A 15,770-nucleotide genomic window follows, 5' to 3' on the forward strand; every position below is an offset into this window, starting at 1 on the left:
GCGCTGCGGTGCATGGCACCGGCTTTGCCGGTGATCGCCGGCAAGCCGGCTCCTACAGGGTTGGCGTCGGCTGTAGACATTGAGTATGTCAGTGCCACGGAAGGTGGTTAAACCGCTTGGATGCCACTCGATCAGGCCGGTGCAGTCCCTTTTGTGGGAGCCGGCTTGCCGGCGATGCAGGCGCTGCGGTGTAGGGCACCGGCTTTGCCGGTGATCGCCGGCAAGCCGGCTCCTACAGGGTTGGCGTCGGCTGAAGAAATTGAGTGGGCAGTGAGCCAGGAAAGGTAGAATCCCGACGAACGGTAGGTGACGAAACCGCGCGGTTTTGATGTATTGAAACCGGTTTCAGTCACCGTCACCGACAATAATCACAAGGGACCGAAATGACCGACTTGCCAGCCCATTCCCGCGAACGCGTGACCATCAGTGAGGTCGCACGCGTTGCCGGCGTCTCCAAGGCCACCGTGTCGCGCTACATTGGCGGCGATCGCCAGTTGCTGGCCGAAGCTACCGCCAAGCGCCTTGAAGAGGTCATCGAGCGCCTGGGCTACCGGCCCAACCAGATGGCCCGCGGCCTCAAGCGTGGCCAGACGCGTCTGATCGGCATGCTGGTAGCAGACATCCTCAACCCCTATTCAGTCGCGGTGATGCACGGCGTTGAAACCGCGTGCCGTCAGCACGGCTACAGCCTGGTGGTGTGCAACACCAACCGCGACGACGAGCAGGAGCGCCATCACCTGGCGGCCCTGCAGTCTTACAACGTCGAGGGCCTGATCGTGAATACCCTCGGCCATCACCCCGGCGAACTGCTCAACCTGCAGCGCGACATGCCCATGGTCCTGGTAGACCGGCAACTGCCGGAGCTGAACGTGGACCTGGTAGGGCTTGATAACGCCCAGGCCATCGAGCAGGCCCTGGACCACCTGCAGGCGCGTGGCTACCGCGACATCCTGGCGGTCACCGAACCACTGGACGGCACCAGCTCCCGGCTCGAACGCACGCAGGCGTTCACCGCCTCGATCAGCCGTCGCGCCGGCATGCGTCAGCAACTGGTGGAGATCGACAGCAACCTGCACGCCCGGCTTGACGCCTTCCTCGGCAGTAATGGGCACGGCCCGCAGGCGATCTTTACCTTCAACGGCGTGGCCACCCTGACGGTGACCCGTGTATTGCACGACGCGGGTTGCAACCTGTTCCAGGACGTCGGCCTGATTGCGCTGGACGAACTGGACTGGTACCCGCTGGTCGGTAGCGGCATTACCGCGCTCGCCCAACCCACCGAACGCATCGGTGTGGCCGCCTTCGACTGCCTGCACGACCGCCTGCGCGGCGAGAGCGGGGCGCCACGGCGCCTGGACTTCAAGGCAGAGTTGATCGTCCGAGGTTCCACTCAACTACGCGAATGAAGAAACGGCCGGCAACGACGCCGGCCATTGCTGCAGCCAAAAAATGAAACCGGTTTCATAAGGACAAGAACAATGCACGAGAACCCCGTTTCCATCAGCCTCTCCAGCTACGGTGCCAGCTTGGTCCGGGAGCGTGGGCAGGAGAGTTTCCTTGAACTGCTGGCCGCTGCCGGCGTGACACGTGTCGAACTGCGCGAAGAGTTGTTCGACGAGGCCCCGGACGCCGCCGCGCTGTCGGCGGCAATCAACGCGCTGCAGTTGCAGTGCCTGTATTCCTCGCCACTGGAGCTGTGGACCCCTGAAGGGCAGCTGGACGCGCGCTTGCCTGCCAAGCTGGCGCTGGCCCGCGCACTCGGCGCCGTGGCGCTGAAGGTGTCGTTGGGGCATTACGCTTGCGCATGCGACCTGGCGGCCTTGCAAGCGCAACTGCGCCCTGGTGACCCGCTGTTGCTGGTGGAGAATGACCAGACCGCGCAGGGCGGGCGCATCGCGCCGCTGCTGCAGTTCTTTGAGCGCTGCGAGGCCCAGGGGCTGGCGCTGGGCATGACCTTCGATATCGGTAACTGGCAATGGCAGGGTGAATCCGCCGCGCAGGCAGCGCGGTTGCTCGGCCGCTGGGTGCGTTACGTGCATTGCAAGGCAGTGCAGCGCGAGGCCAGCGGGCGCCTGGCGGCCGTTGTGCCGCAGGCCCGGGACCTGATGGCCTGGGAGGCAATGTTCGCCGAGTTCACCCCCGGGCTGATGCGCGCCGTGGAGTACCCGCTGGCCGGCGCTGACTTACTGGCTTTGACCCGCGCCCAGGTCAACAACCTGGCCCGTATCGGCATGAGCGAGGAGGTGAGCCATGCCTGAGCATGACGTGCTGTGTTTTGGCGAAACCATGGCCATGTTCGTTGCCGAGCAGGCCGGTGACCTGGCGGCTGTGGGGGCATTTACCAAGCGCATTGCCGGCGCCGACAGCAATGTGGCCATCGGCCTGGCCCGGCTGGGTTTTCGGGTGCGCTGGCTGAGCCGGGTGGGCAACGACTCGCTGGGCCGCTTCGTGCTCGACGCCCTGCAGCAGGAGGGCCTGGACTGCAGCCACGTGGAGGTCGATGACCACCACCCGACAGGCTTCCAGCTCAAGGGCCGTTGCGACGATGGCAGCGACCCTGTGGTGGAGTATTTTCGCCGCAACTCCGCGGCCAGCCACCTATCGCTGGCGCAGTTCAGCCCGGCGTTGCTGCAGGCCCGCCACCTGCACGCCACCGGTATTCCGCTGGCGCTGTCGGCCGGCTGCAGGGTGCTGGCCCATGAGCTGGTCGAGCGCATGCGCAATGAGGGGCGCAGCATTTCCTTCGACCCCAACCTGCGCCCGTCGCTGTGGCCTGACCGCGCCAGCATGGTCCGTGAAGTCAACGCGCTGGCGATAAAGGCGCACTGGCTGCTGCCAGGGCTCGAGGAAGGGCGGCTGTTGACCGGCCTGCAAACCCCGGCGGACATCGCCGCGTTCTACCTCGACCGTGGTGTCGAGCACGTAGTCATCAAGCTGGGCGGTGAGGGTGCCTACTACCGCAATGCCCAGTGTCAAGGGCAGGTCGCCCCTGTGCCGGTGGCCAAGGTGGTGGACACCGTCGGTGCCGGCGACGCCTTTGCCGTTGGCGTGGTCAGCGGCCTGCTCGAAGGCCGCCCGCTCGCCGAGGCGGTGGTTCGCGGCAACTGGTGCGGCAGCCGCGCCGTGCAATCGCGCGGCGACATGGAAGGCTTGCCACTGCGCCGGGAGCTGGAAGCGTACGCATTACCCAAGAGTGCCTGAAACTTTGATCGCCGGTACGCCGGCCGGTTGCTACAAAAACAACAAGCTCAGGAGCCGCATCATGCAATCGACAAGCCTCGCCCCACGCCGTTGGTGGTACATCATCCCGATCGTCTTCGTCACTTACAGCCTGGCCTACCTCGACCGTGCCAACTACGGCTTCGCCGCCGCCTCGGGCATGGCCGATGACCTGAAGATCACCCCGGCGCTGTCGTCCCTGCTGGGGGCGCTGTTTTTCCTCGGGTACTTCTTCTTCCAGGTGCCTGGCGCCATCTACGCGCAAAAACGCAGCGTCAAAAAGCTGATTTTCGTCAGCCTGATCCTCTGGGGCAGCCTGGCGACCCTGACCGGCATGGTCAGCAATGTCTACCTGCTGATCGGCATCCGCTTCCTGCTCGGGGTGGTCGAGGCGGCGGTGATGCCGGCGATGCTGGTGTACCTGTGCCACTGGTTCACCCGCGCCGAACGCTCGCGCGCCAATACTTTCCTGATGCTGGGCAACCCGGTGACCATCCTGTGGATGTCGGTGGTCTCGGGGTACCTGATCAAGCATTTCGACTGGCGCTGGATGTTCATCATCGAGGGCCTGCCTGCAGTGCTCTGGGCGTTCATCTGGTGGCGCCTGGTGGACGACCGGCCAGCCCAGGTGGGCTGGCTGAGCGAGCAGGAAAAAGCGGCGCTCGAACAGGCCCTGGCCGCTGAACAGCAAGGTATCAAACCGGTGAAGAACTACCGCGAGGCGTTTCGCTCGCCGCAGGTCATCGTGCTGTCACTGCAGTACTTCTGCTGGAGCATCGGGGTGTACGGCTTCGTGCTGTGGCTGCCCTCGATCCTCAAGCAGGCGGCGAACGTCGACATCGTCGAGGCCGGTTGGCTGGCCTCGGTGCCCTACCTGGCGGCGGTCGTGGCCATGGTCGGGGTGTCGTGGGCCTCTGACAAACTGCAGAAGCGCAAGCGTTTCGTCTGGCCACCCTTGCTGATCGCCGCGCTGGCCTTCTATGGCTCCTACGCCTTGGGCACCGAGCATTTCTGGGCGTCCTATGCGCTGCTGGTGCTTGCCGGGGCTTGCATGTACGCCCCCTATGGCCCGTTCTTCGCCATCGTGCCGGAGATCCTGCCCAGCAACGTGGCCGGTGGGGCCATGGCCCTGATCAACAGCATGGGCGCGCTGGGTTCGTTCGGTGGCTCGTGGCTGGTCGGCTATCTCAATGGCGCCACCGGTGGCCCTGGCGCTTCTTACCTGTTCATGTGCGGTGCGCTGCTGACGGCAGTGGCGCTCACGGCTGCGCTGAAAACCTCACATACTTCCGGCCAGGCCAAGCCCCGCAGCCAGCGCCTGGCAATGAGCCAATAGGAAACGGCTATGAAAAAGCGAATCGTCCTTTACAAGCGCCTGCCCGAGGCCCTGCTGGCGCGCCTGCAACAGCAGGTCGAGGTGACCTGGGTGGATACCTCCGGCAGTGATGGCCTGGCCCGGCTGCGCGATGCCTTGCCCGGTGCCCATGGCCTGCTGGGCGCCAGTTTGCGGCTGGACAGCAGCCTGCTGGACCTGGCGCCACAGCTTGAAGTGGTGGCCAGTGTGTCGGTTGGCGTCGACAACTACGACATTGCCGAGCTGACCCGCCGTGGCGTGATGCTGACCAACACCCCTGATGTATTGACCGAGACCACCGCCGACACGGGCTTTGCCTTGATCCTGGCCACTGCCCGGCGGGTGGTGGAGCTGGCCGGCTGGGTACGTGACGGCCACTGGCAGGCCAACCTTGGGCCGGCGCATTTTGGCAGTGATGTGCATGGCAAGACCTTGGGCATCGTCGGCATGGGGCGCATTGGTGAGGCCTTGGCAAGGCGCGGTGTGGCCGGGTTCGGCATGCGCGTGCTGTACCACAGTTCGCGGGCCAAACCAGAGGTGGAGGCCCGCTATGGTGCCCGGTATCGCACCCTGGACGAGCTGCTGAGCGAGGCGGATTTTGTCTGTTTGACGGTGCCCTTGAGTGCCAGCACCGAAGGCCTGATCGGCGCACGGGAGCTTTCGCTGATGAAGCCCGAGGCGATCCTGGTGAACATTGCCCGCGGGCGTGTGGTGGATGAACAGGCACTGCTTGCGGCGTTGCAGGCCAAGCGCATCCGCGGCGCCGGGCTGGATGTGTTCGTACAGGAACCACTGCCGGCCCACTCACCACTGTTGCAACTGGACAACGTGGTGGCCACGCCGCACATCGGCTCGGCGACCCACGAAACCCGTGAGGCCATGGCGCGCTGTGCGGTAGAGAATCTGTTGAGCGCGTTGGCGGGCGAGCGGCCGGCGAACCTGGTGAACGAGGGCGCGTGGCGAGCGCCAAGCCCCTCTAGGTCGCAACCCTGACGCAATCGCTGTAGCAGCGGTTCAGCGGCAAGGCCGGTGCCGTGCACTGCAACGCCCCAGGTCAGGCGCGCAGTGCCTCATTGCGACGCAGGCGCCAGAAGTGCGCCTGCGGCCAGCGTGTCTGGGCCTGGTAGTAGTAACGCACACGGCGCAGGTAATGCTCGCGCACCTGGTGCAGTTGGCCAGAATACGCTTGCGCGCCCAGTTGATCGCCGCGATGGTGAGCCACCACGGCTTGCGCACCGCGCAGCGCTGTGTACAGCGCGTTGAAAATACCCTGCGAAGACAGCGGGTCGAAGGCCAGCGCCGCATCGCCCACCGCCAGCCAGTCAGGGCCTTGCGCCGTGCACAATGCGCCACCGCCTGCACCGGTAGCGCTCAGCGGGCTCCAGCCCTCGCTGGCCCGGCACCAGTGCTGCAGGTACCGGGTACCGGCAAGCCCCTGATGCCATAGCGACGGCGTGTGAATCAGTCGCGAGGCGTTCCCGGCATCGGTATGCAACACGGCAATACGCCGGCCGCCAGGCAGGCAGGCGCTGTACCACCAGCCCTCGGGCGTGGCTTCCAATACCGTACGGTGATCCTCATGGGCGTCGCGCGCGCTGGCATACACCGCCACCAGCGGCGTATCGCAGATGCGTGCAAGCCCCAGCCGGCGACGCAATACACCGTGTCGGCCACTGGCATCGACGACGAAGCCTGCACTGAAGTCCCCCGCTTGAGTGCCAACGCGCCAGCCTTCGGACAGACGCTGCACGCGGTTGACCTGGGCCTCTATATGCAGCACGCCATCACTGCGCGCCGCCTCAAGCAAACAGGCGTCGAAACGTGGCCGGTCCAGGTGCCAACCCAGGCCGTGGGGGTCTTGAATGAAATCGGTGGGTTGTAGGGTGTCGCTGTCCCAGCTCACCAGGTTGCCCAGATTAGGCAGCGCTGCGCTGTGGTCCAGGACACTCAGCAGGCCCAGGTCGCGCAACAGCGGGCGGGCCGCGCCAGGCAGGCTTTCGCCAGGCCGCAAGCCTGCCCCTGGTCGGCCCACCAGCAGCGTAGCCAGGCCGGCGCGGTGCAGTTGCCGCGCGATGACGGCGCCGGCAGTACCGGCGCCTATCACCAGCACATCGACCCTCAATGCCGGAACCGGCTCAGGGCCTGGCGGTAATGCTCCAGGCTTTCCCAGCCTGCTTCGCGCAGCGAGCGGTCCAGCGCCGGGTTGCCGGTGGAAACCGCTGCGCGCAGGCGCGGGGTGCGGGTCAATGCCGCGTTGCGGGTTTCCACTTGCATCAGCGCGGGCAGTTCAGGGTCGTCGGGTACGCCGGGGCGCTCGCCGACAATGCCGATGTCGCCGAAATGCTCGGCCATGCACTGGGCCTTGTCGGCAAAGGTATCGCCTGCGAGGTTGCGGTCCCAGTGCGCGCGGCGGTTGAATGCGGCCAGCCGTTCTTCGCGGGGCTGGTTGCTGTCGATGGCGACACGATAGTCCTCTTCGGTCAGCACCTGGTTCGGTACCCGCGCTGGCCAGAACGTTGGCAGGTAAGGGTCGTACTGATGGTCGTAGCCCGACCGGCAACCGGCGGCATCGACCTGCCACGGCAATGCCATCCAGCGGCTGATGCCGCCAGGGCGCTGGCCGTTCAGCGGCCCCGTAGGGGAAAGCACCTGGGCCTGGGACAGGTGCGGGCCGTAATCGGGCTCGCCAGCCTCCCCATCGTCATGCTTGATCCGCCAAGGCGCGCTGTACAACGACAGGTTGCGCATGGGCCAGCTCATCTCGATACCCGGGTGGAAGGCATCGGCCACACAATGGTCCAGCGCAGCCTGGTCGAGCATCGCGGGCTGCTCGCTGACCTTTACCTTATCGAACGGCAGGTGCGAGGGCAGCTTGCGGTCCCAGTCGTCGACGAAATCGCCTGCCACCCAGCGCGCGAGCATCTGGTCGCGCACGCCGGAAGCGCTGAGCATATCGGTGGGCGAGGGGACCTCCTCGCCAAAGGTGTCGCCGTAGATCCATGGCCAGGTACGCGGGTCGTACACTGGGTTGTCGCTGGCACGAAAGGCGTTGTACACCGTACGGCGCAGTTGCCCGTAGGCATCCTGGGTTTCACTGTCGGGGACGGCGGCCAGTTTGCCGAGCAACGCCGGGTCGTTGAAATCGAAAGGGCCGCCACTGCCGAACATCGCCGCGAAGCCCTTGTTGACCCACTGCAGGCCACTCATGCGCAGCAATACAGGCAGCACGTGCTTGCGGAACGACACCTGTTCCGGTGCCTGGAGCCAGCCGTACTGCACGTAGGTATCGAACAGCAGGTCGTACATGGTCCGCCAGCTGAGGGTGTTTGGCGAGTAGTTGGGCTGCGCGCAGACCACCCAGGCACCTTCGACTTGCAGCTCGCTGCCATTGATGCTGACCGTTGCGGTCACCGGACCGTCCGCTGTGTCGTCGTGCCAGCCCGGCGCGTTGGCAAAGGTCGAGGGGTTTGCCGGGTCGAAGATGGGCGTACCTTGCGGCGACCCTGAGCGGCCAAAGCCGCCGAGCACCAGCAGGCGCCCGGCTTCGTCGGTGCGCAGTTCACCGAGCGGCACGGGGGTGCCGAGGAACTGCCCGGAGTCGAAGTGGTACTGTTCACCTTGCTGCTCGAAACCGCTGATACTGCGCGGACCGGGGTCGATGGCAAGTTGCTCGCGCTGTTCGCCGAGCACTTGCGGGTTGCGCAAGGGCACTTGCAGGTCGCGGGCGGCGGGCACGTCCAGTGCCAGCACGAAGGCGTACCACTGCGCCTTGCGGTTGGCCAGATGCACATTCCACTTGATGGTGGCGTTTTCTGCCGTGAGTTCGGCCACCACCTCGCCTGCGGCATTGTAGCCATACACCCTGAAACGTGCGGCCTGGCGCTTGATAGCACCGTTTTGGTCGCGCATCGACTGCGCGTCGATGGCTGTGGGCCCGGTGGTTTCGGGGCCGATGAAATAGCCGTCTGGGCGTTGGCTGTTGCCCAACCGGGCGATGCCGATGGCCGGGTGAATGGCGGCTCGCACGATGCTGTCGAGGGCGGCAGCGTGGTAGGTGTCGGTCATGTGTGCGCTCCTTGCGGTGGGTGGGTGTCAGCGTGCGCTCGGCACAGGGGGGGTGACCGGTAGTTCGGTAGGGCGCGGGACCTGAGGCTCGCCGACAGTCTGGCCGTTGACGTTGCGGCGCAGGTCCGCCGAGACCCGGTAGATGTGCCGGCGTGCTTCAGCGATGCTGCCCACTGCTTCAAACCCTTTGAGCGTGCGGGCCGGGTTGAACGCCAGTGCTTCACCGTAATCGGCCTGGGTATGGGTGGTGATGTCCTGGGCTGGAATCACCAGGGTAGCCACGTGCAAGGGCACGGAAAGCTGCTCGTCCCAACGTGCGGTGGCGCGGTCCAGCGGCATGTCATCGCCGCCCACGCGGCGTTGCATGAGCAGCCGGTAGCGGAACGGCTGAGCGGCGAGGCGTTGCTCAAGGTCCTTGGCCAGGTAGTTGGGGTCGTTGTAGTCGGGGTTGCCGGGTGTGGGCGCCTGCTCCGGTTCAAGGATGTATTTGCACCAGGTATCGCTGTACTTGAAGGGAATCACGCTCCAGACTTTTTCGCCCAGGGCGGTGGGGACGGTCTTTTCCATCTCGTCTAGCAGTTGGCCGGTCAGCGGATGTTTGGCGATGTAGGCCTCGGAGTCTTGCAGGAAACTGCAGAAACCGGCGGCGTCATCGACGAAGAACACCGGGAAATTCTGGAACAGAAAGTCCAGTGTCGGTGCCTGACCGTCGGGTTCGAGGCTTTTTTCACCGGGCACGTCGAACAGCTTGAACGAGACGCCTACGGTGCTTTTGAGGTCGGGGCGGTCATCAGGGATATCACTGGAGAAACGCACCCATGCCGGGTAGCTGGCGGGTCTGGCGAACAGCCCTGCGGGCGTCACGCCTGCCGGGGTAGGCAACACTTCAAGCGTGGCATGCGCCACGCCATGCAGCCGAAGGAAGACGGGACGGCGTGCCGGGCACTGGCCGGCAGCGATGCGTTTTTTCTGCACCTGGTCGATGAAAACGTTTTCGATGCAGGCTATGGCCGAATCACAGTCGGTACGGTTCATGGCAACATTCCTTGTCTTGTTTTCGGGGGCTGCATCCTGGGCCCGCAAGTGCTGCCCGGGGGAGGCCTTTCACTTGAGATTTGGAGTCTAGCCGAGCGGGGCGGTTGGCAAGCACCGGTCGTCGGCAGTGCTGCCGAAGGTTTGTTGGGAAGGGGCATTACCAGGGGGCTACCGGGCATTGCGCGCCAGTAGCCCGGTTTGGCGGGGGCTGCGACCGAGAGGCTTAGTGGCCGCCCTTCATGCGCCGTGCTAGCAGGTAAATCCCTAGCCCGACCAGCGCCGCAGCGGCGCCGATATAGCCGGTGCTGGTCCAGCCCAGCCCGGCACTGATGGCCATGCCGCCAAACCAAGGCCCCAGGGCATTGGCCAGGTTGAAGGCTGCATGGTTGGAAGCCGCTGCCAGGCTCGGCGCTTCGTGGGCAATGTCCATCAGGCGGATCTGCAAGGGGGCGGCCAGGGCGATCATGGTGCCGACCAGGCCGATGCCCAGCAGCAGTGTCCACAGCGAATGGGCAGCGATGGTGAAGAACAACAGCACGGCGGTCGACCACACCAGCACGATGCCCACGGCGCGGAACTGCAGCCGGTCGAACAGCTTGCCGCCGGCAATGTTGCCGATGATGCCGCCAATACCGAAGGCGGCCAGGCCGAAGGGGATCCACTGGGGAGCGACCTGAGTCACCTCCAGCATGGTCGGCGCGAGGTAGCTGAACACACAGAACATGCCGGCAAAACCGATCGAGGCGATGGCCAGCGCCATCCACACCTGCGGCAGGGTGAACGCTTGCAGCTCCTTGCGTGGGTCGCTGCGTGCTTCATCGCGCCGCTGCGGCACGTACTGCCAGACCAGCGCGATGGTGCACACAGCGATCAGGCCCACCAGCAAAAACGCCGAGCGCCAGCCGAAGTACTGCCCCAGCAAGGTCGCCACAGGGTTGCCCAGCAACATGGCCAGCGTGAGGCCCATCATGACCCGGGCCACGGCACCGGCGCGCTGGTTGCTCGGCACCATGCTCGAGGCAACCACCGCGGCGATGCCGAAGTACGCCCCATGGGGCAAGCCGCTGATGAAGCGGAAGGCCACCAGGCCTGCGAACGACGGGGCGAACGCGGTGGCCAGGTTGCCGACGGCATACAGCGCCATCAACAAAAGCAGCATGTGCTTGCGCAGCAGCTTGGCGCCGAGAATGGCCAGCGCCGGTGCACCCACCACCACGCCCAGTGCGTAGGCGCTGATCGCATGGCCTACCTGCGGTTCGCTCAGTTGCAGGTTGCCGGCGATGTCCGGCATCAGCCCCATGATCGCGAATTCGCCGGTGCCAATGGCAAAACTGCCCAAGGCCATGGCGGCTTCCATCTTGCCGATTTCGCCTTTGGAGAGGGCGACCGGCGGTATTTCCTGAACTGACATTAGGGTCCCTATTGAAACATGCTGAAACGTTCAAGTCGGGATCATAGTCAATTCGCGCCCTGAGCGTCGAGGATGACGGCTTGCCGGATCAGTCTGTCATCTGCAGGTCGGGCAGCTTCACCCGGAAGGCGCGGGTCAGCCCCAGCAGGCAGACGAAGCCTGCGGCCATCCAGCACAGGCCGATGGTGAACGACATGCTCGACAGGCTGCTCCACAGCCACAGTGTGCTCAAAAAGCCCAGCGCCGGCAGCGCGCCATACAGCAGACAGTTGCGTGTGCCACGCAGCTTCTGGTCGACCAGGTAATGCTTGACCACCGCCAGGTTGACTGCAGAGAAGGCGAACAGCGCGCCGAAGCTGATCATGTTGGCGACGGTGTCCAGGGTGATGAACAGGGCGACCAGCGACAAGGTGCTGACCAGCATGATCGCCGTGGCCGGCACGCGCTTTTTCGTCACCAGGCGGCCAAAGGCCCGCGGCAATGCACCGTCGCGGCCCATGGCGAACAGCACGCGGGACACGCTGGCCTGGGACACCATGGCCGAGGCGAAGCAGCCGGCCACGTAGGTGGCGGTAAAGCCGGTCACCAGCAGTTCGCCACCGACATGGCGCATCACATCCACCGAGGCGGAGTCCGGGTCAGCGAAAGATGTCCAATCGGGGAAGACCATCTGGGCGCAGTACGACACCAGCAGAAACAGCAGGCCACCGATCACCGACACTGCCATGATGGCTTGCGGGATACGCCGGGTCGGGTCGCTGGTTTCCTCGGCCATGGTCGACACTGCGTCGAAACCCAGAAACGACAGGCACAGCACCGCAGCGCCGGCCATGACCAGCGCAACGCTGAAGCCCTCATGGTGGAACGGTGCCAGCAATGACACCGGCGCGCTCTGGTCGCTGAGGTTGCGCACCGACAGCGCGACGAAGACGACGATGAACACCAGTTGCGCTACCACCAGTATCCAGTTGACCCGTGTGATGGACTCGATGCCGATCAGGTTGAGGAAGGTGACCAGGGCGATCGAGCCGAGCACCCACACCCACGCAGGTACCGCAGGGAAGTACTCGGACATGTAGATGCCGATCAGCAGGTAGCTGAGCAAGGGCAGGAAGATGTAGTCGAGCAGCAGGGTCCAGCCGGCGATGAAACCAAAGTGGCTGCCGAAAGCCTTGCGGGTGTAGGTGTAGACCGAGCCGGAGTAGGGGTGGGCCTGGACCATGCGGCCGTAACTGTAGGCGGTGAGCAACATGGCGGCGAGGGTCAGCAGGTAGGCGGTGGGCAGGTGCCCTTTGGTCATCTGGGTGACCAGCCCGTAGGTGGTGAACACGGCCAGGGGGACCATGTAGGCGAGGCCGAACAGCACCAGCGCGGTCATGCCCATGGATTTTCTGAAGCGGCCTGAAGCGGTGGGGTGCGACGCAGGGTGGGGCGGATGGGCTGTATTTGTTGTTGTATGCATTGCTGACTCCTGGTTCTGGATGCAGGACGCCGCAATATGCGAGCAGGCTCGATACTGTTGATGGCGTTGGATCAGGGGCAGAGCTTGAGGTGGGACGTGGGAATGCTCCCACACTCGCGGCGCACCCGAAATCACCCTTTGGGGGGAGCCTGTACGGTACCCACACGCAGGTGACGCGCTAGGCCAGCAGGCTTTCCAGGTTGTGCAGGATCGAGGCTGCGTCGTAGGGCTTGCGCACCACCGGCACATGCTTCAAATGGTCGGGGATGTTCATGCTGTCGCCATAGCCGGTGGCGAACAGGAAGGGGATGCCCAGGCTTGTGAGCGCTTCGGCCACGGCAATGGAGGTGCCGGTGCCCAGGTTTATGTCCAGCACTGCGACATCCGGCGTGTGGCTGGCAAGCAGCTTCAGGGCTTCGGCTTCGGAGCTTGCGGTGAGCACATCCTGCACCTGCGCATCGGCCAGAATCTGCTCAAGGCCAACCGCAATCACCAACTGGTCTTCGAGTATGAGCACACGCGCATTGACCAGGCTGCTGCAGTCTACCTGTGGCTGCTGTGCAACCGCCGGGGTATCGCTGGCGAGCTCTTCGACCAGCGTCAGGTGCTTTGCCGGAATCCGGAAGAACCCTTGCAGGCCCTCTGGTCGGTATTCAAGGGTGCTGCTGCCACCGAGGTCGAACGGGATGCTTCGTTCGATCAGAACCGAGCCGAAGCCGCTGCGCGTCGGTGCCCGTACGGTTGGCCCGCCGCTCTCGCGCCACGTGATGTCACAGGCCCCGCCCGTGTCGACAACCCAGTTGACGGTCAACTTGCCGCCCGCCCTGGACAGGGCCCCGTACTTTGCCGCATTGGTCGCCAGCTCGTGAAGCACCAGAGCCATCACCGAATAGGCGCGGGCATCGAGCAGCAGCCCCGGGCCCTTGATCACCAGTGCATCGGCGCTGGTGCGGTACGGCGACAGCTCAGCCTCCAGCAAGCTGGCAAAACGGCCGCCACCGTCACCCCGGACCACCTGATCATGTGCCAGGGACAACGCCTGGATACGCCCCTTGAGCGTCGCCACATAACCACTGAGCGTCTGGTTTTCCGAGGTGGGGTGGGCCACCAGCGCACCGATGAGCGCAAGAATGTTCTTCACCCGGTGGTTGAGCTCCTCGTTGAGCATCCGCTGGCGAACATCCGCCCTGGAACGCTCATCGGCCAGCAGCTCACTGTTATGCAGCGCGACCTCGACCACCGCCGCACGGATGGCTTCGCCAAACTGGCGGTCTTGCTCGGACCAGGGCAGGCAGTGGTGGTGGACTGTCTGCTTCCACACGGCGAAGCTCTTGCGGGGGGTGAGGCGGTCACCCAGGGGGCCGTTCTCGTAGGTCTTGTTGGGGTCGCCGGCCCAATCCAGGGTTTCGATCACCTCCTTGCGAAACAGCATGAGGTAGTCCCGTGGGTGCTGCGACATCGGGATGATCAGTACCCCCGAGACCTCCGTGGCATAGTCCTGGGCTGCAGGGTGCGCCAGCGACAGGCAGTTCGACGCCCAAGTGCGGCCTTCGGCGACACCCTCGGCGAAGCTGAGCAGCCCGGGCACCGCCTGCCTTGGCGGCGTCAGCCCGGCCACGGTCCATTGCCCTTGCAACGACATGCCAATGCCATCGCAGGGGATGAGGGCATGGAAGTCGCTCAAGCGAGCGCGCAGCAGTTCATCGATGGCCGTTGTGCGGTGGGCATCGTGCAGCAGGTTGTCCAGCACCTGCCGGGCGTGGGCGGCGGCCTCCAGGGTTTGCCTGGCCTGCAGTGTCTGGATATGCAGGGAAAAGAACTCGCCGAACATTTCTGCGGCCACCCGTTGGCCCATGCTCAGCGTGCGTGGTGCGTAATGGTGGCAGGCGATCAGCCCCCAAAGGGCACCGTCGACGATCACTGAAATGGACATGGATGCGCCCACGCCCATGTTGTTCAGGTATTCGCAGTGAATCGGCGAAACGCTGCGCAGGTGCGCGTAGGACAGGTCGAGCGGCTCGCCAGACAAATCCAGCACCGGCTCGAGCGGCACGGTCTTGAAGTTGGCGTCGGCAATCACCCTCACAGGGTTGCGCAAATACAGTGCACGGGCCTGCTGGGGAATATCCGATGCCGGAAAGTATTGCCCCAGAAAGCTTTCAAGCCCACTACGCCGGGCTTCGGCTACAACCTTGCCCGCGCCGTCGGCGCCGAGCTGATAGATCATCACGCGGTCGTAACCCAGCAGTGCACGAACACGCTTGGCGGTATCGGCCACAAGCCTGTCGGAGCGGTCGATCTCGCGCAACTGGGCGATGACCGTGCGCACCAGTTCGATCGGTTCGGCGATGCTCTGGCTGGCGGGCTCGAACTCGAGGATGACAGTGCCCTTGAACAGGTGGGCAGACACATCGAACGCCTGGCCTGAAGCCAGCGGCACGCCGAACGACAGCGCTGGCCTGGAAGCTTCCTTCACACGTGCCAGGGAGTTGCGAACCGTGTGGGCTGCCTCGATACCGATGATCGCCTCCAGTCGTTGACCATTCACGCCGCCGGCCACGCCGAGCATGTGGGGCGTATTTGCAGAGTGGCGCAGGACCAGGCGGGCTGAGGCGTCGCAAGCGAGCAGGCAGCCGTGTGGCTGAATGCTGCCCGGTATCTGGATCGGTTCGCGATCACAATTGGTCAAGTTGACGTGAGGTTGCAAGGTCATGGGTTCCCGCCGGCAGTGCAAAGGCCGGCTGCCTGTGTGACCGCCGAGCATGTTCAAGCAAACGCAGTGTTTACAGTCGCATTCATGGGCGAGTCTAGCCTGCGCCTATGGCTTAGTCACCTTGGCGTCGTAGAGGTTTCGCGGGCTTTTGCCCAAATGGCCATCATCGGGCCCCGGTGTGTTGGCGTGGATGTGCAGGCTTGAGCCAAGCACGCCGGGGCGGGCCTACCTATGCCAGAAAGTCCGGTTCGTTGGGCGCATCATTGTGTGCATCCTGGCGGATGTCGAGGTAAACGGCAGCTCCACATACGCCGACCAGGCCTACCGTGGCGATCACGATGTCACCCAGCAACATGCCAGCGAGCAGGGTCAACAAACTCAGCCTACAGAACAGCGCCATGGCCATCTCCTTGGCAGTTGGGTTGCGCAATGCCCCGTACCTTACCGCCCAGGGCTCAGGGATGCAGCCTGGCCTGGCTGCCGTGGCACTCCTTGCGCCTGCTTTGGCAGA

The 15,770-nt window shown here is 64.6% G+C and carries 12 protein-coding genes; 5 read left to right on the forward strand and 7 right to left on the reverse strand.

Annotated features, from left to right (window positions below):
• The first annotated feature begins 383 nt into the window (after positions 1–383).
• From EGJ09_RS02215 to EGJ09_RS02235, 5 genes are all read left to right on the forward strand, one after another.
• Positions 384–1,406, forward strand: coding sequence for a LacI family DNA-binding transcriptional regulator (locus tag EGJ09_RS02215; RefSeq protein ID WP_125923099.1), 1,023 nt, complete (start codon positions 384–386; stop codon positions 1,404–1,406).
• A gap of 72 nt (positions 1,407–1,478) precedes the next feature.
• Positions 1,479–2,258, forward strand: coding sequence for a sugar phosphate isomerase/epimerase (locus EGJ09_RS02220; protein ID WP_125923100.1), 780 nt, complete (start codon positions 1,479–1,481; stop codon positions 2,256–2,258).
• The gene (locus EGJ09_RS02225) at positions 2,251–3,201 is read left to right on the forward strand and encodes a sugar kinase (protein ID WP_125923101.1); all 951 of its coding nucleotides are present in this window, start codon (positions 2,251–2,253) and stop codon (positions 3,199–3,201) included. Before EGJ09_RS02220 ends, EGJ09_RS02225 begins: the two co-directional genes overlap by 8 nt.
• A gap of 61 nt (positions 3,202–3,262) precedes the next feature.
• Positions 3,263–4,555 (forward strand): MFS transporter, encoded by a 1,293-nt coding sequence (locus EGJ09_RS02230; protein WP_115275558.1) that lies wholly within the window; start codon positions 3,263–3,265, stop codon positions 4,553–4,555.
• Positions 4,556–4,564: 9 nt separating this feature from the next.
• Positions 4,565–5,566, forward strand: coding sequence for a D-glycerate dehydrogenase (locus tag EGJ09_RS02235; protein ID WP_125923102.1), 1,002 nt, complete (start codon positions 4,565–4,567; stop codon positions 5,564–5,566).
• Positions 5,567–5,627: 61 nt separating this feature from the next.
• Here EGJ09_RS02235 and EGJ09_RS02240 read toward each other — a convergent pair whose 3' ends face one another.
• The 7 genes from EGJ09_RS02240 to EGJ09_RS02270 form a co-directional block, all read right to left on the reverse strand.
• Complete coding sequence (locus EGJ09_RS02240) at positions 5,628–6,683, reverse strand: NAD(P)/FAD-dependent oxidoreductase (protein WP_158621125.1); 1,056 nt, start codon at positions 6,681–6,683, stop codon at positions 5,628–5,630.
• Between the two features lie 8 nt (positions 6,684–6,691).
• On the reverse strand, positions 6,692–8,638 hold the full coding sequence (locus EGJ09_RS02245; protein WP_125923104.1) for a LodA/GoxA family CTQ-dependent oxidase: 1,947 nt from the start codon (positions 8,636–8,638) through the stop codon (positions 6,692–6,694).
• A gap of 27 nt (positions 8,639–8,665) precedes the next feature.
• Positions 8,666–9,673: a hypothetical protein gene (locus EGJ09_RS02250; RefSeq protein WP_119688990.1), complete on the reverse strand. Its 1,008-nt coding sequence runs from the start codon at positions 9,671–9,673 to the stop codon at positions 8,666–8,668.
• A gap of 223 nt (positions 9,674–9,896) precedes the next feature.
• The gene (locus EGJ09_RS02255; protein ID WP_177433134.1) at positions 9,897–11,084 is read right to left on the reverse strand and encodes an MFS transporter; all 1,188 of its coding nucleotides are present in this window, start codon (positions 11,082–11,084) and stop codon (positions 9,897–9,899) included.
• Between the two features lie 88 nt (positions 11,085–11,172).
• Positions 11,173–12,546 (reverse strand): APC family permease, encoded by a 1,374-nt coding sequence (locus EGJ09_RS02260; protein WP_115274942.1) that lies wholly within the window; start codon positions 12,544–12,546, stop codon positions 11,173–11,175.
• A 178-nt stretch (positions 12,547–12,724) separates the two neighbouring features.
• On the reverse strand, positions 12,725–15,259 hold the full coding sequence (locus EGJ09_RS02265; RefSeq protein WP_125923105.1) for an HWE histidine kinase domain-containing protein: 2,535 nt from the start codon (positions 15,257–15,259) through the stop codon (positions 12,725–12,727).
• A gap of 229 nt (positions 15,260–15,488) precedes the next feature.
• Positions 15,489–15,659, reverse strand: coding sequence for a hypothetical protein (locus EGJ09_RS02270; RefSeq protein WP_177433131.1), 171 nt, complete (start codon positions 15,657–15,659; stop codon positions 15,489–15,491).
• Between the last annotated feature and the right edge of the window lie 111 nt (positions 15,660–15,770).

Source organism: Pseudomonas sp. p106 (genome assembly GCF_003936645.1).
GTDB lineage: Bacteria > Pseudomonadota > Gammaproteobacteria > Pseudomonadales > Pseudomonadaceae > Aquipseudomonas > Aquipseudomonas putida_E.